At 69.3% G+C, this 18202-nt stretch carries 14 protein-coding genes; 3 read left to right on the top strand and 11 right to left on the bottom strand.

Annotated elements, in window-relative coordinates:
* The first annotated feature begins 28 nt into the window (after positions 1–28).
* Complete coding sequence (locus tag FHY09_RS12220; protein WP_166927226.1) at positions 29–883, top strand: sensor histidine kinase; 855 nt, start codon at positions 29–31, stop codon at positions 881–883.
* Positions 876–2816, top strand: a complete 1941-nt coding sequence (locus FHY09_RS12215; protein ID WP_456362808.1) for a response regulator — start codon at positions 876–878, stop codon at positions 2814–2816. The genes FHY09_RS12220 and FHY09_RS12215 overlap by 8 nt, the downstream gene beginning before the upstream one ends.
* A 29-nt stretch (positions 2817–2845) precedes the next feature.
* On the opposite strand, the gene FHY09_RS12210 is transcribed toward FHY09_RS12215, so the two are convergent.
* The 8 genes from FHY09_RS12210 to FHY09_RS12175 all read right to left on the bottom strand — a co-directional run bounded on the left by FHY09_RS12210 (position 2846) and on the right by FHY09_RS12175 (position 13557).
* Entirely contained in the window at positions 2846–3472 is a 627-nt protein-coding gene (locus FHY09_RS12210) for a nucleotidyltransferase family protein (RefSeq protein WP_456362800.1), read from the bottom strand.
* Complete coding sequence (locus FHY09_RS12205; RefSeq protein WP_166927147.1) at positions 3469–4470, bottom strand: XdhC/CoxI family protein; 1002 nt, start codon at positions 4468–4470, stop codon at positions 3469–3471. The genes FHY09_RS12210 and FHY09_RS12205 overlap by 4 nt, the downstream gene beginning before the upstream one ends.
* A complete protein-coding gene (paoC, locus tag FHY09_RS12200; RefSeq protein ID WP_166927146.1) occupies positions 4470–6668 on the bottom strand; it encodes an aldehyde oxidoreductase molybdenum-binding subunit PaoC in 2199 nt (732 codons plus the stop codon). Before paoC ends, FHY09_RS12205 begins: the two co-directional genes overlap by 1 nt.
* A complete protein-coding gene (locus FHY09_RS12195) occupies positions 6665–7651 on the bottom strand; it encodes an FAD binding domain-containing protein (RefSeq protein WP_166927145.1) in 987 nt (328 codons plus the stop codon). The genes paoC and FHY09_RS12195 overlap by 4 nt, the downstream gene beginning before the upstream one ends.
* Positions 7648–8289, bottom strand: a complete 642-nt coding sequence (gene paoA / locus FHY09_RS12190) for an aldehyde dehydrogenase iron-sulfur subunit PaoA (RefSeq protein WP_166927144.1) — start codon at positions 8287–8289, stop codon at positions 7648–7650. Before paoA ends, FHY09_RS12195 begins: the two co-directional genes overlap by 4 nt.
* 171 nt (positions 8290–8460) lie before the next feature.
* Positions 8461–10869: a hybrid sensor histidine kinase/response regulator gene (locus tag FHY09_RS12185; protein WP_166927143.1), complete on the bottom strand. Its 2409-nt coding sequence runs from the start codon at positions 10867–10869 to the stop codon at positions 8461–8463.
* Positions 10856–11326, bottom strand: coding sequence for a response regulator (locus FHY09_RS12180; RefSeq protein WP_166927142.1), 471 nt, complete (start codon positions 11324–11326; stop codon positions 10856–10858). Before FHY09_RS12180 ends, FHY09_RS12185 begins: the two co-directional genes overlap by 14 nt.
* The gene (locus FHY09_RS12175; RefSeq protein WP_166927141.1) at positions 11323–13557 is read right to left on the bottom strand and encodes an ATP-binding protein; all 2235 of its coding nucleotides are present in this window, start codon (positions 13555–13557) and stop codon (positions 11323–11325) included. The genes FHY09_RS12180 and FHY09_RS12175 overlap by 4 nt, the downstream gene beginning before the upstream one ends.
* A gap of 315 nt (positions 13558–13872) precedes the next feature.
* Between FHY09_RS12175 and FHY09_RS12170 the strand changes: the two genes are divergently transcribed.
* Complete coding sequence (locus FHY09_RS12170; protein WP_166927140.1) at positions 13873–14910, top strand: TraB/GumN family protein; 1038 nt, start codon at positions 13873–13875, stop codon at positions 14908–14910.
* Between the two features lie 15 nt (positions 14911–14925).
* Here the strand turns inward: FHY09_RS12170 and FHY09_RS12165 are convergent, their stop codons facing one another.
* The 3 genes from FHY09_RS12165 to FHY09_RS12155 form a co-directional block, all read right to left on the bottom strand.
* Positions 14926–15348, bottom strand: a complete 423-nt coding sequence (locus FHY09_RS12165; protein WP_166927225.1) for a YqaA family protein — start codon at positions 15346–15348, stop codon at positions 14926–14928.
* 63 nt (positions 15349–15411) lie between these two features.
* Complete coding sequence (locus tag FHY09_RS12160) at positions 15412–16875, bottom strand: UdgX family uracil-DNA binding protein (protein WP_166927139.1); 1464 nt, start codon at positions 16873–16875, stop codon at positions 15412–15414.
* On the bottom strand, positions 16865–18139 hold the full coding sequence (locus tag FHY09_RS12155; protein ID WP_166927138.1) for a putative DNA modification/repair radical SAM protein: 1275 nt from the start codon (positions 18137–18139) through the stop codon (positions 16865–16867). Before FHY09_RS12155 ends, FHY09_RS12160 begins: the two co-directional genes overlap by 11 nt.
* Positions 18140–18202 lie beyond the last annotated feature (63 nt).

Genomic DNA, 18202 nt, shown 5'->3' with positions numbered 1-18202 from the left:
GACGGCAGTGGAAGAGCAGCACCTCGAGATGGCGCGGCTGGCGGCGGAGAACGCGGCGCTGCGCGCGGAACTGGACGAGACCAACCAGGGCGTGCTTGCGTTGTATGCCGAGCTGGACGAGCAGGCGGGTCAGCTGCGCGAGGTCTCCGAACTCAAGAGCCGGTTCCTGTCCTACATGAGCCACGAATTCCGCACGCCGCTGGGCTCCATCCTCAGCATGACCCGGCTGCTGGAAGACGGCATGGATGGCCCGCTCAATGAAGAGCAGCTGCGCCAGGTACGTTTCGTGAGCGCCTCGACAGTGGAGCTGCGCGAGATGGTGGATGACCTGCTCGATCTTGCGAAGATCGAGGCCGGCCGCATCACCATCTCGCCAGGCTGGTTCGACCTGATGGACCTGTTCGCGGCGCTGCGCGGCATGTTCCGTCCGCTGGTCGAGGGCGGGCAGCGCGTGGACCTGGTCTTCGAGGATCCGCCGCCCCTGCCGATGCTGTACACCGACGACAAGAAACTCGCGCAGATCCTGCGCAACTACATTTCCAATGCGCTGAAGTTCACGCTCGATGGCCGGGTGGTGGTGTCCGCCGCGCCGGAAGGCGATGACCAGCTGCGGTTCACCGTGCGCGATACCGGCATCGGCATCGAGGCCGACCTGCTGCCGACACTCTACGAGGATTTCGTGCAGGTGGATTCGCCGCTGCAGAAGCGCCTGCGCGGTACCGGCCTGGGCCTGTCGATCTGCAAACGGTTCGCCGATCTGCTTGGCGGACGGGTGGAGGCGGAAAGCGTGGTCGGCCAGGGTTCGGCGTTCCACGTGATCCTGCCGCTGCAGTTCAAGGGACCGGCGGACGCCAGCGGGCAGGAGCGCTCCGATGATCCTTGAGCGCGAGCGTGTATTGATCGTCGACGACAATGTTGCCACGCGCTACGCCGTGCGTCGTGTACTGGAACGCTACGGCTATGCGGTGCAGGAAGCGGGTACGGGCGGCGAAGGCCTGACCGCGCTGCAGCAGGCCGAATTCAGTGCCGTGGTGCTGGATGTGAACCTGCCGGACATGAGCGGTTTCGATGTCGTGCGCATCGTACGGGCGTCGGCACGGACCCAGCTCGTGCCGGTGGTGCACGTGTCGGCGGCCTCGATCGCCACCGGCGACCTCATCACCGGCCTTGAAGCGGGCGCGGATGCCTACCTGGTGCACCCGGTGGATCCCGGCATCCTGATCGCCACGCTGCGCAGCCTGCTGCGCGCGCGGCGTGCGGAAGAAGCGCTGCGCGAAGCCGATGCGCGCTTCCATGCCATCTATACCCAGGTCAACGCACCCATCGCCATGCTTGATCCGGACCTGCAGGTGCGCGAGTGCAACCCCGCGTTCCAGCGCCTGTTCGGCATGCAGCCGATGGACGCGCTGGGCCCTGCGCTGCAGGCCAACGCCGAGTTCACGCTGGACCTGCGCAATGCACTGGCCGAGCATGCTCCGTGGCAGGGCATGCTGGCCCTGGCCGTCAGTGGTCGCCAGCCGCGCGTCACCCAATGGCGGCTGACCCCGGACCGTCGCAGCGGCAACGGGCTGGTGGTGGTGGAAGACATCACCGAGTACCACGAGCGGGCGCGCGAGCAGCGTGCTGAGCTGGAAACCGCGGCCTCCGAGCTGGCCTTCCAGATCGCCGAGCGCGAGCGCACCGAGGGTGAACTGCTGCAGGCACAGAAGATGGATGCGCTCGGCCAGCTGACCGGGGGCATCGCGCATGATTTCAACAACCTGCTGACCACCATCATCTCCGGCCTGGACATGATCGAGCTGTCCGTGCACTCGGGAAAGCTGGAGAAGGTCCCGCATTTCACCGCGGTGGCCGCGGCCTCGGCCCAGCGCGCCGCAGCGCTCACCCAGCGCATGCTCGCCTTCGCCCGCAAGCAGCCGCTGGACGCACGTTCGTTCGAGGTCATCGAACGCGTGCGCTCGCTGGAAGACCTGCTGCGGCGTTCGATCGGCGAAAACATCGAACTCGAGTTCGAACTGGGCAGTGAGCCACTGGTGGCGCTGGCCGATCCGAACCAGTTCGAGAACGTGATCCTCAACCTGGTCATCAATGCGCGCGATGCGCTGCGGGGCAGCGGCCTGATCCGCCTGCGTGCCGAGGCCACCACGGTGGAGCGCGATCTGGAGCTGCTGCCGGGCCAGTACGTCAGCGTCAAGGTGATCGACAACGGTACCGGCATCGCCCCCGATCTGCTGCGCAAAGTGTTCGAGCCGTTCTTCACCACCAAACCGCAGGGCGAGGGAACAGGCCTGGGGCTTTCGATGACGTACGGTTTCGCGCGCCAGTCGGGCGGAGCGGCGCGCATCGCCAGCGAGCCGGGCGAAGGTACCGAGGTCGAACTGCTGCTGCCAACCGGCTCGCTGTCGGCGGTGCAGGCCTCCGAGAACACCGCGCAGTCGCCCCTGGGGCAGGCCGAGCGCATCCTGCTGGTGGACGACACCGATTCGGTGCGGATGATGGTGGGCGAGATGCTGGCCGAGGCCGGCTACCAGGTCATCGCCGCGGCCGAGGCGCGCCAGGCACTGCGGCTGCTGCGGTCCGAGCCGGATGTCGACCTGCTGCTTTCCGACGTCGGGCTGCCGGGCATGAATGGTCGCGAGCTGGCCGATGCCGCGCGCGAGATCAATCCGCAGCTGCCGGTGCTGTTCATCACCGGCTACACGGAGCGTGCCGCCGTGCGCGGAGAGTTCCTCGGCGAGCGCATGGCCCTGCTGCCCAAACCTTTCAGCCTGCACGAACTGCTGCGCGCCGTACGCGAGGCGCTGCACCAGGTCTGAGCCGCCCAGCGGCACCAGCGGCTTCCCGTCTAGGGGTCGATCAGGCCGCGTTCCCGGGCGTGCGCCAGGTCTGCCGGCGTGTCGATGTCCAGCGCCAGCGCGGGATCGTCGAGCAGGTGCAGGTGGGGCGCCGGCAGCGCACGCAGGCGCTGGCGGAACCCCTCATCGTGACGCCCCGCGCGGCCGGCATCGCCGGACGGGGAGCGGCCGAGCCCGATGAACCATTCGCCCGGGACCACGGCGGGCATCGAGGGCTGCCCTTCGATGCGTGTCGCCGCACAGCCGCTGATCGAGGCCCGAGCACCTGCCAGCAACGCATGCAGATGAGGCGCATCAAGCGCCGGCTGGTCGCAGCCCAGGATCAGCACGGGCGCCTGGGCGTCCACATGGGCGGCGGCCAGCTGCAGGCTGCTTGCCATGCCACTGCTGGCCGCCGTGTTGACCAGAGGCCGATGGTCGATGTCCTCGAGCAGCGTGTGCCACTGCTGGCCGCCTGGCGGCAGTAGCACAATCAGCAGGGCAGGGCATGTCCGTGCGGCGCACCGCGCTGCACGGTGCAGCAGGGTCTCGCCATTGCGCTGCAGAAGTTGCTTGGGCTGTCCCAGGCGCCGACTGCCACCGGCCGCAAGCACGATCGCTACGTGCTGCGAGCTCACCGCCGGTGCTGCTCCGTTCCGTGACGCCACGCCTGCAACTGCGCGGCGATGCTCAGCGCGATGGCGTCCGGGCCGCGGCCGCCCAGTGCCAGGCCGATCGGGGAACGCAGGCGCGGCATCAGTGCCGCGACCTTGTCGGCGGGCAGCAGCGAGAGCAGATCGTCGCGACGACGCACCGGCCCCAGCAGCCCGATGAAGCGCACGGGCGCGTCGGCCAGTGCGTCCAGGGCCTGCAGATCGAGCTCGAAGGCATGATGCATCACCAGCACCGCATCGGGCACGGACGCGTCGGACGGCACGGCGCCCTCCGGCGCACGCACGGCGGCGGCGATCCGCGCCCGCTCCCGCCACGCCGCGCGCGGCTCATGCACCTCGACATGCCAGCCCAGTCCCTGCAGCATCGGCAGCAGGGGATCGGCCTCCGGCCCGGCGCCCAGCAGGTGGACGCGCGGAGCGCGCTGCCATGGCAGCGACCAGTGCACACGGGGGCTTACCCATCCGGGGGAGTGCGCAAGGAGCTGCAGCTCGGCGTGGTCCGGACCACAGCGCAGCGCCACGCGCCCGTCGGCATGCAGGTCCCACAGCAGCCGCACCGGATGCTGCAGCCAGCGATTGAACAACCCGCCCATCGGCGCCAGCGCGGCCAGCGGCATCAGCACCAGGCGCTGGGCTCCGCGGCAACCGACCGCACTGCCCGAGAACAACGCCGCATCATCGCGCGTGTCGATCTCCATCCAGTCCATGCGCTGTTCCCCGGCAACCTGCAGCGCACGCCGCTCGATCTCCGGTTCGAGGCACCCCCCGCTGATCCACCCGTGGTGACCGGCGGGCGTGAACAGAACCGGCGTTCCAACGCGGGCGTAAGTGGAGCCCTCGGTCTCCAGCACCAGGGCCAGCGTGCTGCCGGCGGGAGCGTGCAGCAGCGGAACCATCTGCTGCACGACGCTGCGGACATTGCCGTCCTGGACCTCCAGTGGGCGAGGTACGGGAATGTCCATCAACCGAGCGCGGGCAATCCGTGCAGCAGCTTGTCCAGCGTGACCGGATACTCGCGCACGCGCACACCGGTGGCGTTGTAGATCGCGTTGGCAATGGCGGCGCTCACACCGCACAGCCCGAGCTCACCCACCCCCTTGGCCTTCATGGGCGAGGACACCGCATCGGCTTCGTCGAGGAACACCACCTCCTGGTGCGGCACATCGGCATGCACCGGCACTTCGTAGCCGGCCAGGTCGTGGTTGACGAAGAAGCCCAGGCGCGGGTCGACGGCCAGTTCCTCGCACAGCGCGCCGCCGATGCCCATGGTCATCGCACCGATCACCTGGCTGCGCGCCGTGATCGGATTGAGGATCCTGCCGGCAGCGCACACGGCGAGCATGCGCCGGATGCGGGATTCACCGGTGGCCACGTCCACGGCTACCTCAACGAAGTGCGCGGCGAACGTGGACTGCTGGTATTTCTCCTGCAGTTCGGCGAACTCGATCTTGTCTTCGCCGACCAGTTCGCCACCCCGCGTGGCCTCGTGCAGCGCCACGCTGCGGCCACCGGCGACCACGTGGCCATCCGTGAACTCGGCGGTCTCCGGGTCGAGTCCAAGCGTGCCCGCCACCTGTTCACGCAGCTTCACGCAGGCCGCATACACACCGGCCGTCGCGCTGTTGGCGCCCCACTGACCGCCCGAACCGGCCGAGGCCGGGAACAGCGAATCGCCCAGTTCCACGCTGACCTTGTCCAGCGGCAGGCCGAGCATTTCGGCGGCCGTCTGCGCAAGGATGGTGTAGCTGCCGGTGCCGATGTCGGTCATGTCGGTCTGCACCAGCAGCGTGCCGTCAGGCTTGAGCCGCACGCGCGCGCCGGAGGTCATCACCAGGTTGTTGCGGAAGCCTGCCGCCACACCCATGCCGATCAGCCAGCGGCCCTCGCGGCGCGTCGCCGGCGTGGTGGCACGCTGCGCCCAGTTGAAGCGCCTGGCGCCCTCGCGCAGGCAGGTCACCAGCTGCCGCTGCGAGAAGGGGCGCTCGGGCTTGGCCGGATCGACCTGGGTGTCATTGCGGATACGCAGCTCGACCGGGTCCATGCCAAGCTTCTCGGCCAGTTCGTCGATGGCGATCTCCAGCACCATCAGGCCCGGCGCTTCGCCCGGCGCGCGCATCGCGTTGCCTTCCGGCAGGTCCAGTGTTGCCAGGCGCAGGCCGGTCAGGCGGTTCGCTCCTGCGTAGAGCAGCTGGGTCTGCTGCACCGCCTCTTCCGGCGAGCCGCCGGGCAGGTTGCCCGACCAGGATTCATGACCGATCGCGGTCAGCGTGCCATCGGCCCTTGCACCGAGCCTAACGCGCTGCAGCGTTGCAGGGCGGTGCGTGGTGTTGTTGGCGATCAGGGGCCGGGCCAGCGCCACCTTGACCGGGCGCTTGGCCGCGCGGGCGCCAAGCGCGGCGAGCACCACGTCCGAGCGGATGAACAGCTTGCCGCCGAAGCCACCGCCGATGTACGGCGAGACCAGCCTGACCTTGTCCTCGCCGATGCCCAGCGTGGTGGCCAGGTCCTTGCGGCCCCAGGCGATCATCTGGTTGGAGGTCCAGACCGTCAGCTGATCGCCCTGCCACGCCGCCAGCGTGGCGTGCGGTTCCATCATCGCGTGGGACTGGTCCGGCGTGTGATAGGTCTGGTCGAGCTGCACCGGCGCCTTGGCGAAGGCTCCTTCGAAGTCACCCACGCGCACGTCCGGATCGGTGTCCTGCAGCGGCGCCTTTCGATCATGCTCGGCCTGCAGGTCGAAGGCGCCCTTGGCCGGGGCATAGCGGATGCGGACACGCTCGGCGGCCGCGCGCGCCTGCTCGAACGTCTCGGCCACCACCAGCGCGAGCGCCTGGTGGTAGTGCTCGATCTCCGGCCCGCCCAGCAGTGCGGCGGTGTTGCGCGGCGAGGTCTTCAGCGTGCCGGCGTTTTCCGCCGTGACAATCGTGATCACCCCCGGCGAGCGCCGCGCGGCGTCCAGGTCCATCGACTGCACGCGCCCCTTGGCGATCCCTGCGCCTACGACGCAACCGTAGGCCACGCCCTCCACCACGTCGTGCCATTCGTAAGCGTAATGCGCGCGTCCTGTGGTCTTGAGCGGACCGTCGATGCGCGTGTGCGGCTTGCCGACCACGCGCTGGCGGTCGATCGGGTTGGGGCCTGCCGGCGTGGTGAACTTCATGATGCGCTCCTTGTCGAGCCTGGGGCGGCGGGCCGGGCGGCGGCCTCCTGCAGTACGGCGGCCAGCGTGCGCTCGGCGAGCACGCGCTTGAACGCGTTCTGGCCGTGGCTGGCAGCACCGTCGAGCAGGCGCTGCATCACGGCGGCCGCGCCCTGCGGGAGGGCGGCATCCGCTTCCGGGGTGCGCCAGGGCTTGTGGGCTACACCGCCCAGTGCAACGCGTCCGGTGCCGTCGGGCTGGATGATCGCCGCCACCGAGACCAGCGCGAAGGCGTAGGACGCCCGGTCACGGACCTTGCGGTAGAGCTGCGTGCCGCCCACCGGCGCCGGCAGGTGCACGGCGGTGATCAGCTCCCCGCGCTCCAGTACGCTCTCGATGTGTGGCGTGCTGCCCGGCGCCGGATAGAAGGACGCCAGCGCGATCCGGCGTGTGGCGCCATCGCTGCGCACGGTTTCCACCACAGCGTCGAGAACCCTCATCGCCACCGCCATGTCGCTGGGGTGGGTGGCGATGCAGGCCGCACTGGTGCCGACGATGGCCAGCTGCCGGTCCACGCCGCCGATCGCGGCGCAGCCACTTCCCGGCAGACGCTTGTTGCAGGGCTGGGCGGTGTCGTAGAAGTACGGGCACCGCGTGCGTTGCAGCAGGTTGCCTGCGGTGGTGGCCTTGTTGCGCAGCTGGCCGGACGCACCGGCCAGCAGGGCGCGGCTGAGGACCGCGTAATCACGGCGCACGCGTGCATCGGCCGCGAGATCCGAATTGCGAACCAGTGCGCCGATGCGCAGGCCGCCATCGGGCAGTTCGTCGATACGGTCCAGCGCCAGACCGTTGACATCGATCAGGTGCATCGGTGTTTCGATGTCCAGTTTCATCAGGTCGAGCAGGTTGGTGCCGCCGCCGATGAACTTCGCGCCCGGGGTGCGTGCGGCGGCGGCGGCGGCCTGCGCCGGCGACGCGGCGCGTTCATAGGAGAAGGCCCTCATGCGCGGCTCCCCCGTGCGTCCTGGATCGCCTCGATGATGTTGGAGTAGGCACCGCAGCGGCACAGATTGCCACTCATGCGCTCGCGGATCTCCTCGTCGCTCGGCTGCACCGGGCCGTCCAGCGAGGCGCTGACGTGGCTGGGATGGCCGTCGGCGATCTCCTTCAGAACGCCGACGGCGGAGCAGATCTGGCCGGGCGTGCAATAGCCGCACTGGAAGCCGTCATGGCGCACGAACGCGGCCTGCATCGGGTGCAGGGCGTCGGGCGTGCCCAGGCCTTCGATGGTGGTGATTTCGGCGCCATCGTGCATCACGGCCAGCGACAGGCAGGCGTTGATGCGGCGCCCATCGAGCAGCACGGTACAGGCGCCGCACTGGCCATGATCGCATCCCTTCTTGGTGCCAGTGAGGTGCAGGTGCTCACGCAGCGCATCGAGCAGGGTGACACGCGTGTCCAGCTTCAGCACATGCGAGGTACCGTTCACCGTGAGGCGGATGTCGGCCATCACCGGTGCACGGGCGGGATCACCGGGCTGGACAGCGCCGAGGGCGGTCGGCGCGGCCAGGGTGGTGGCCGAGCCGGCGCCGAGCTTGAGCATCTCGCGGCGGGTCAGGTTGAGGGGGGAGGGCTGGGACATGGGTTCCTCGCTGGCGAATCGGGCCTGGCTGGCGGGTGGGCCGACGGGGAAGGCGTTTCCGCCCCGCGCGACACTGCCGGGAATCATCCCCAAGGCCGGGTCGTCATACGGTGAACCGCGGCCCGGCCACGCCTGCCCGGCCAGCCCGCAGGACGGCCGCAACGCCCGCCGTCAACCTGCCGTGGACGGGCCTTCGAGCGCAGCGCGGACGGCCCGCCCGAGGTCACTGCGCGTGAACGGCTTCGCCAGCAGCGCGACGTTGGCGCCCGGATTGCCCTTCATGCCGAGATCGCGCGGATAGCCCGAGGTGAACAGGATCCGCATCTGCGTATTGCGCAGCCGGACCTGCCGGGCCAGCTCCCAGCCCGACATGCCAGGCATCACCACGTCCGAGAACAGCAGGTCCACATGCACATCCGGGCGGTCGAGCAGGCGCAGGGCGGAGGGGCCATCGTGGGCTTCCAGCACCCGATAGCCGAGCTGGCGCAGGGACTCCACCGTGTACGCGCGCACATCGTCGTTGTCCTCGGCCACCAGGATGTTCTCGTTCCGTCCCTCGAGGCTTCCCATCAAGGCGCTGTCCACCTGGCGTGCCTCCGGCAGCGGCAGCAGGGAGCGCGGGAACAGGATGGTCACCAGGGTGCCATTGCCGGGACTGGACTCCACCAGCACCTGCCCCCCCGACTGCTTGACGAAGCCATACACCATCGGCAGGCCGAGCCCGGTCCCGCGACCCACCTCCTTGGTGGTGAAGAACGGCTCGAAGACCCGCTCCAGCGTGGCGCTGTCCATGCCCTGGCCGGTGTCGCGCACCCGCAGGATTGCGTACTCCCCGGCCGGTACATCGCGGTACTGCGCGGCCTGGTCTGCATCCAGGTGCACGTTGCCCACCTCGATGACCAGCTGGCCGCCTTCGGGCATCGCATCGCGTGCGTTCACGGCGAGGTTGAGCACCGAGGCTTCCAGCTGCGCCGGGTCCAGCTCGACGCACCACACATCCGCTGCGGCATGCAGTTCCAGCTGCACCAGCTCGCCCAGCGTGCGCTGCAGCATGTCCTGCATCGCGGCCACGCGAACGGAGAGGTCCACCGCCTCGTTCTTCAGCGGCTGCCGCCGGGCGAAGGCGAGCAGGCGCTGGGTCAGGCTCGCCGCGCGCATCACCCCCTTGAGCGCGTTGTCGAGCGCGCGCGCCGGCGCGGCAGCCTGATCTCCCAGCCGCTCGTTGAGCAGCATGGCGTGCTCCACGTTGCCGGCGATGACGGTCAGGATGTTGTTGAAATCATGCGCGATGCCGCCGGTGAGCTGGCCGATCGCCTCGATCTTCTGCGATTGGCGCAGGGCGTCCTCCGCCTGCCGGCGTGCGGTGGTTTCAACGGCCTCGGCCACGATGGCGGTGACACTGCCGGTAGGGTCGAGCAGCGGCCGGAACGAGAATTCGAAGCTGCGCAGCCCGGTCGGCAGGTTCAGTTCCAGCTCGTGCCCCGAGGCGTCGCCAGCGGCGGCCGCATCCAGGGCGGCGCGCACCCGCGCCCCTGCCTCCGGCGTGGCTGAAAACCATACCGAGTCGGCGAACAGGCGTCCGCTGACCTGCTCCTTGCTGGCCAGCACGGCCGCGAGCGAGGCCACGTTGGCGTCGATCACCACCCCGTCCGGCGACAGCAGGATCTGGTGCTGGAAACTGGATTCGAAGATCGTCAGCAGGCGGCCTTCGCTGCGCTTGAGTTCGGCGGTGCGCTGCTGCACCAGCCGCTGCAGCGATGTATTGCTGTCCCGAAGCGCGTTCTCCGCGTCCTTCAGGTCGCTGATGTCACGGGCCAGGATGAAATACCCGATGACGCTGCCATCGGCCTCCTGCTCGGGTACACCGTCCATCTGCACGAAGTGCGATGTGCCATCGCGATGCGGCAAGGCGGCCTGGAAACGCACGCGCTCGCCACCGAGCAGGGCTTGGAGGTGGGGCACCAGTTCGGCGAACGCCGCTTCGCCCACGGCGCTGGCCATGGGGTGTCCCGCCATGTCGCCAGGCGACAGGCCGAACCAGTCCTCGTGCGCGGCATTGGCGAAGCGGTAACGGTGGTCCGGGCCGAAGTGGGCGATCAACGCAGGCAGCGCATGCGTGATCAGCTGCAGCTGCGCGCCGGCCCGCTTCAGTTCCGTCTCCACTTCCACGCGACGGTTGCGCTCGGCATCCTCGCGTACGGCGCGCAGGATCGCGTCGGGCAGGCGCTGCAGGCGCTGCTTGACCACGTAGTCGCGCGCGCCGCGGGTCAACGCCTGCACCGCAAGTTCCTCGGTCAGCGTGCCCGACACGAAGATGAAGGGCACTTCGGGTGCGATGGCGTGCGCGATCACCAGCGCCGAATCACCGTCGAACCCCGGCAGGACATGATCGGCGAGGATCACATCGTGACGGCGCGCCTGCACCGCCTCGATGAACGCCCCGCGCTGCCAGACCCGCTCGTGCACGAAATCCAGGCGCGCACGCGTGAGCTGCGCCAGGATCAGCTCCGCATCCAGCGCACTGTCTTCCAGCATCAGGATGCGGATCGGCGGCACTACGCCCACGTCAGCCTGCGCCATGGGCACCGCGGTCGATGCTGCGCGGCGGCGGTGGCTGGTTGGTGAGGCCCCAGAACATGCCCAGGCCCTGGATGGCCTCGAAGAATTCCTTGAAGTCCACAGGCTTGACCACGAACGCGTTCACGCCGAGTTCGTAGCTGCTGGCCAGGTCCTGCTCCTCGCGCGAGGAGGTCAGCATCACCACCGGCGTGCTGCGCAGTGCCGGATCGCGGCGGATCAGCTCCAGCACTTCCAGGCCGTTGAGCTTGGGCAGCTTGAGGTCGAGCAGCACCACCACGGGCCCGCCGTGGTTGTCGCCGGCATACTTGCCTTCGCAGCGCAGATAATCGAGCGCTTCGGCGCCATCACGCACGTGGGTGACTTCGTTGAGCAGCTGGCAGCGTGCCAGCGCGGCCATCGTCAGCTCTGCATCCTTGGGATTGTCCTCGACGAGGAGGATGGGTCGCAGGTCCCTCATGAAACGGCTCCGGCAGAATGGGGCAGGGAGAAATAAAGGGTGGCGCCCGCCCCGAGCGCCCCCTCGGCCCAGGTGCGGCCGCCGTGGCGGCCGATGATGCGGCGCACGTTGGCCAGCCCGATGCCGGTTCCTTCGAATTCATCGGCGTGGTGCAGGCGCTGGAACACGCCGAACAGCTTGTCCACATAGCGCATGTCGAAGCCGCAGCCGTTGTCGCGGACGAAGAAGATGTCTTCCCCGTCCTCGCGCCGATACCCGATCTCGATGCGCGGCGATGGGCGGTCACGGGTGAATTTGATCGCATTGCCGATCAGGTTCTGCCACACCAGCCGCAGCATGGCCGGGTCGCCCTCGACGTGCGGCAGGGGCGGGATGTGCCAATCGATGCTGCGGCCCTCGTACTCCATGTCCAGCTTCTGGCGCACGTCCAGCGCCAGCGCGGACATGTCGACCTTGGAGCGGCCCATCGTGGAGCGGCCCATCTGCGAGAAGCTCAGCAGGTCATCCACCAGCGTGCCGGCGGACTTGGCCGACTCCACGATGGTATCGAGGAAGCGCTTCTCGGTGGCGTCCATGCGCTCGCCCGCAGAGCTGTTGAGCAGTTCGGCATAGCCGACGATGTGGCGGAAGGGCGCGCGCAGGTCATGGCTGACCGAATAGGAAAACGCTTCGAGTTCCTTGTTGCTGCGCATCAGCTGTTCGTTCAGCTCGGCCAGCTCTTCGGCCTTGCGCAGCACGATGTCGACGATGGCCACGCGCAGCTCCAGCGCGGCCTCGCGGTCTACATCGCTCCACGGCAGCGACTGTTCGACCACCGTTTCCTTCCAGGCCTCGAAGGAGGCGCGGGGCGACAGCACGCCGTTGTCCACCTGCTTGGCTGGCATGCCGCCCCAGCGCACCGTCCGGACCACTTCGGCGCGGAACCAGATGACATAGCTGTCGTGCAGCTGGGACACCGACACCGCCAGCACGCCGCTGGCGCGGTCGGCGATGGCCGAGCCACCGGACCACAGTGACGGCAGCGAATCGGTGCAGAAAATATCTTCGCCGCCACGTTGGGCGAGCCAGTCCACCAGTGCCAGCACGTCGTTGCGGGTCGGGCAGTCGCCGAGGAACAGGCCATCGCCACGGTGCACGATGGCCACGCCAGTGGCGTCAGTGAGCGCCATCAGGCGGGCCGGATCGCGACCGAGGGCGCCCAGGAAGTCCGTGTCACCGGCCATCCGCCCGAGCAGCTGCATCTGGATGGCCCGGCGTGCCACGCGCTCTTCTACGCTCAGCGCCCGCTCTTTCAGGGCCAGCTGCAGCGACAGGATCTGGCCGACGAACTCGCAGGCCGTGCGCACGTGGTACGGCACGCGGCGCGGGTGTGCGCTGTGGCAGGAAATCAGGCCCCACAGGCGGCCCTCGCGCATCAGCGAGACCGACATCGACGACCCGGTGCCCATGTTGCGCATGTACTGCAGGTGCACCGGCGAAACACTGCGCAGCACCGACAGGCTGAGGTCGGTCGGCGGCGCATCGGCACGGGCCGCACTGCGCAGCAGCGGCACCGGCTGGTAATCGTTGTCCGCGATGAGCCGGACCCGGTTGCGCTCGTACAGCGCGCGCGCCTGTGCGGGGATGTCCGATTCGGGAAAACGCAGGTCCAGGTACGAGGGCAGGGCGTCGTTGCGGTCCTCGGCGACCACGCGACCGTTCCACTCGGCGTCGAACTGGTAGACCAGCGTGCGGTCGAAGCCGGTCAGTTCACGCACGTGCCGTGACGCGATGGCGCACAGCGCGGTGGTGTCGGCGGCCTGCTCGATCTCGGCCATGAAGACCCGGATCGCAGGGTAGAGCTCCTCCAGCGAGCCGGGCTCGCCTGCGACGGGCTCTTCGAGCTCCACGATGACATGGCCGCCGCAGCGGTGCGCGATCACGTGGTGGCGCCCGAAGCTGGCGAGCGGCCAGGAGCCGAGAAACGCGACGCTGCCGGGCGCAAGATCGCGCAGCACCGGCACGGACGATTCAAGCAGCCCACCCAGGGCACGCTCGACCGGCTGGTCCAGCGGATCACCCAGTGCCTGCAGCAGCGCCGGCCGTGACACGGCGCGCTCGATCACGGCGAGCGTTTCCCCGTCGAGGACCAGGGCCAGTCCATACGGCTGGATGGCGCCGGGCGTGTGGATCGGTTCGCGCGCGCACGCGGAAAGGTCTCCTGCGATGTCAGCGTGACCTTGCAGCGTCATGCGTGCTTTCTCCTCTGCCTCAGTCAACGAAGTGCGCCCAGCGCGCCATGCCGGCCCCGAAGGGCGATGACAGGCGGGGCGATGATCTTCGTGCAGGAAGGATGAACGCCACGTGCAGTGTGTATGGTGCCGCATATTGTCGCCCACGCCCAGCGACGATTATCTTCGGCCGGGCATGGCCGGACGGCGGCGGTGCCTTCACCGGGTTGCTGCCCGACCCGCAGGTCAACAAATACGGTATGGAGCTAGGTCTGCATGGGGTGCGATATCACGAAGCCGCACGGCGGTGCGCGAGCGGCGGGGCGGCCCACGGGCATGCAGCGGCCAGCTCTGTCGGTGATGCGGACGCGGTGGGTGGGCCTGGTCGTGATGGGCATGCTGCCCTGGACGCTGATGGCGGCCCCCGTCATGCCCGCACCCGTGGCGCCGGCCCGGCCGGTCGATCTGGCCGCCGTGCAGGTGCGCGGCGAACAGCCCGGGCCCGGTCTCTGGAAGATCAGCAACGCGCAGGGGCATACGCTGTGGCTGCTGGGCACGGTCTCGCCGCTGCCGGAGGGGATCGAGTGGACCTCGACCGAGGTCCTGGCGGTGATCGCGGCGGCCGACCACCTGCTGATGCCGCCGGGCCCGCGCCTGAAGCAGGAGATCGGCGTGCTGCGCGGGCTGACGCTGCTGCCGGCGGCGCTGCGCGCCAAGCGCGATCCGCAGGGGCGCACCCTGGCCCAGGCGCTGCCACCGCAGACCTTCGCCCGCTGGCAGGCGCTCAAGTCGCAGTACATCGGACGCGATCGCGGCCTGGAACAGGACCGGCCGATCGTTGCGGCGGCCGCGCTGTACGGTGCCTTCCTGGAGCGCAACGCGCTGGTCACCGACCGCGACGTGCAACGGACCCTGCAGCGGGCGTACAAGGCGCGCGGCCTGGCACCGGAGGACGCACGCGTGGTGGTCGATGTCCCCGACGTGCGGGCTGTGCTGAAGGACCTGCGCACCACCGCCGTGGACGACACCGCCTGCCTGCAGGAGACCTTGGACATCGTGGAGACCGAGCTGCCGCTGCTGCGCGAGCGTGCCAATGCCTGGGCGCTGGGTGACGTGGCGGCGCTGCGGCGACTGGCACGCGCCGGCCGCCGGGCCTGCACGGTGGCGCTGGAAGACAGCGCGTTCGCGCGCCGGCACGGGTTCAACGATCTCCCGCAACGTGCGCGCCAGCACTGGGTGGATCGCGCGGCGGCCGCACTGGACACCCACGCGTCCACCTTCGCCGCCGTTCCCCTGCGCCTGCTGCTGGGCGAGGAGGCCTACCTGGAGGCGTTCCGGCAGCGGGGGTATACGGTCCACGCGCCGCCGGAATGACGGCGCGGCAGGGGGTCACATCACCCCGAGGGTGACGACGGCCAGCACCGCGTAACGACCGGCCTTGGCCACCAGCACCAGCGGCAGGAACGTGCGCAGGGGCTCGCGCATCACCCCTGCCGCCAGCGTGATGGGGTCGCCGATCACCGGCGCCCAGGACAGCAGCAGCGACCAGCGGCCATGGCGGCGGTAAGCCGCCTGTGCCTGCCGCAGGCGCGCCGCGGACACCGGGAACCAGCGGTGGTGCTGGAAACGCAGCACCTGCCGTCCGAGCCACCAGTTGATCAGCGCACCGAGCACGTTGCCGGCGGTCGCCACGCTTACCAGCAGTACCGGGTCGCCGCCGCCCACCAGCAGGGCCACGAGCACGGCTTCGGACTGGGCGGGCAGCAGGGTGGCGGCGATCAGCGCCGCAAGGAAGAGGCCAAGCAGGGACAGCATGCGGTCGACGGCAGCGCAGGTGGACGCCCTGCCGGCGCAGTATGCCGGAGCGGCCGCCGATCACACCTCGCCGAGCGTGCGCAGGTCCTTGAGCAGCACGGCATAGGCCGCCTCGCGCGCCGCGCCTTCGCCCTGCCGCAGCACCCAGGAGGGATGCACGGTGACCAGGGCCGGGGTCTGGTCATGCAGGGTATGCCACTGCCCGCGTCCTTCGCTGAAGCGGAAGCGCGCGCCCAGCAGCGCCGAGGCCGCGGTGGCGCCGAGGCAGACGATGCGTTCCGGGCGCACCCGCTGGATCTCTTCGGCCAGCCAGGACCGGCAGGTGGCCACGTGGGACTCGTCGGGACGCTGGTGGATGCGGTATTTGCCCCGGCGCTGGAAGCGGAAATGCTTCACCGCATTGGTCATGTACAGCGCCGGGCGCGGGATGCCGGCCTCGGCCAGCACACGGTCCAGCAGTTGCCCCGCAGGCCCGGTGAACGGGCGCCCGCTGAGATCTTCCTGGTCGCCGGGCTGTTCGCCGATGAACATCACCCGCGCGTCCGCCGGGCCTTCACCGAACACGGTCTGGGTGGCCGGCTCCCAGAGCGGGCAGCGGCGGCAGGCGGCGGCCGCTTCGCGCACGGCGGCCAGGGGCAGCGCGCTGTCGAGCGCTGTGGCCGGCGCGGTGGCCTGCGCGGCGGCGGGCCGCGGGGCGATGTCCGGGATCCTGCGGCGCGGCGCCTGGGCTTGGCGCTGGTGCATCTGCTCCACGCGTCCAGCGGCGTCGCGCACCAGGCTGGGCAGCAGGCTTACCTCGGGCAGATGCTTCCAGTATTTCACCGGCATCTCCTGGCGCATCATCCGCTGGTTCAGGCGCGCAGGATTGAAGATGTTGGCGTAGTACGCGCGCCACAACGATTCCTGCGCGTCTTCGGGAGGCGCATCGGCCTGGCGGGCCCCTTCGCCCATGCGCAGCGCCTGCCCATCCCACCATGCACTGCGCAGCGGAGTGAGGATGGCCCAGCGCATGCCGGTGAAGCGGCGCACGAAGAACGGGGCAACGCGGTCCACGATCGCATGCTCGGGCTCGAACCACGCGATGAAGGCATTGTCTTCGCCGGGCACCGCACGGAAGCGCACGAACGCCTTCATTTTGTGACTGTCGCGGCGGACGGCCTGGGCCAGCGCCATCGCCCGGACCACATCGGCGTCAGCCGGGTTGGACAGCACCTCGCGCTCGCCGTGGGTGATCCGCCAGAGCAGCCGGTACAGCAGGGGCAGGCGTTGCCGGTCGCGATGGCAGATCACCGTGGCGGCCAGCTCCATGAAGCCGCGCGGTACGCGCAGCGTGGCCGCGTCCCGGCTCGCGGGTGCGGCGTCCAGCCCCGGCGCATCGAGCAGGCTCGCCTCGGTGCCTTCCTGCCAGTCCAGCTGCGCGGGCGGCACATCGGCGGCCAATGCCAGCCGCGCCTGGGCCCGCCACGCGTCGCTGCACCACGACGGATCCACGCGCGCCGTCCAGCGCGCCGCCTCAGCCGGCATACAGCTCGCCGAACAGGGAGCCCTGGCGCGGCGGCGGCGCCAGCCGGGCGCGCAGGGTGGCCGGATCATCCAGCGCACGGCGCGGGTGGTGGTCCAGCAGCTGCACGAAGGGCAGCACCTTGCTCATCGGCGCTCGCAGGCGCGCCACGTCGGCCACGCGCAGGCGGCCATGGCGGCGCGCCATCAGCAGCCGCTTGACGTTGCGCACGCCGAGCCCGGGCACGCGCAGCAGCATTTCCTTCGGGGCGACATTGAGGTCCACCGGGAACTGCTCCGGATGGCGCAGCGCCCAGCCCATCTTCGGGTCGATCTCCAGGTCCAGCATGCCGTCCTGCGTGGTATCGGCGATCTCACCGACATCGAAGCCGTAGAAGCGCAGCAGCCAGTCGGCCTGGTACAGCCGGTGCTCGCGCTGCAGCGGCGGCGGCTGCAGGGGCAGGGCACGGCTGGCATCGGGAATCGGGCTGAAGGCTGAGTAATACACCCGGCGCATGCGGTAGTTGCCATACAGCTGGTCGGACGCGGTGAGGATGTCACGATCGCTCGCACCGTCCGCGCCGACGATCATCTGGGTGCTCTGGCCGGCCGGCGCGAAGCGCGGGGGTCTGGCTGCGGTCGCGCTGCGCACGGGTACCGCCGCCGGCTTGCGCGCTTCCTTGGCCTCTTCGATGCGCCAGCGCAGCTCACCCATGGCGCCGCGGATGGAGGGTAGCGTCTTCTCCGGCGCAAAGGCGGCCAGGCCGGCTTCGGTCGGCAGTTCGATGTTGATGGAAAGACGATCGGCATAGCGTCCCGCCGCCGCGAGCAGCTCCGGCGAGGCCTCCGGGATGGTCTTGAGGTGGATGTATCCGCCGAAACGGTGCTCCTCGCGCAGCTGCCGCGCAACTTCGACCATGTGCTCCATGGTGTAGTCGGCGCTGCGGATGATTCCACTGGAAAGGAACAAACCCTCGATGTAGTTGCGCTTGTAGAAATCCATGGTCAGCGCCACCACTTCCGCTACGCGGAAGCGCGCGCGCGGCACGTTGCTGGACACCCGGTTCACGCAGTACGCGCAGTCGTAGATGCAGAAATTCGTGAGCAGGATCTTCAACAGCGACACGCAACGCCCATCCGGGGTGTAGCTATGGCAGATGCCTGCGCCTTCGGTACTCCCGATGCCACCGGAGGCCGCCGAGTTGCGCTTGCCCGCCCCGCTGGACGCGCACGACGCATCGTACTTGGCGGCATCAGCGAGGATCTCGAGTTTCTGAAGGGTCTCCATTTGGAAAGGCTATAGGTGCAGCGTCTCAACCCGTGAGACTGGAACAGCCGCCGGGTGAATCAT

This window comes from Xanthomonas sp. 60, from assembly GCF_011761925.1.
Note: the sequence above shows the minus strand (reverse complement) of the source record. Positions and strands in the feature narration are given on the sequence as shown.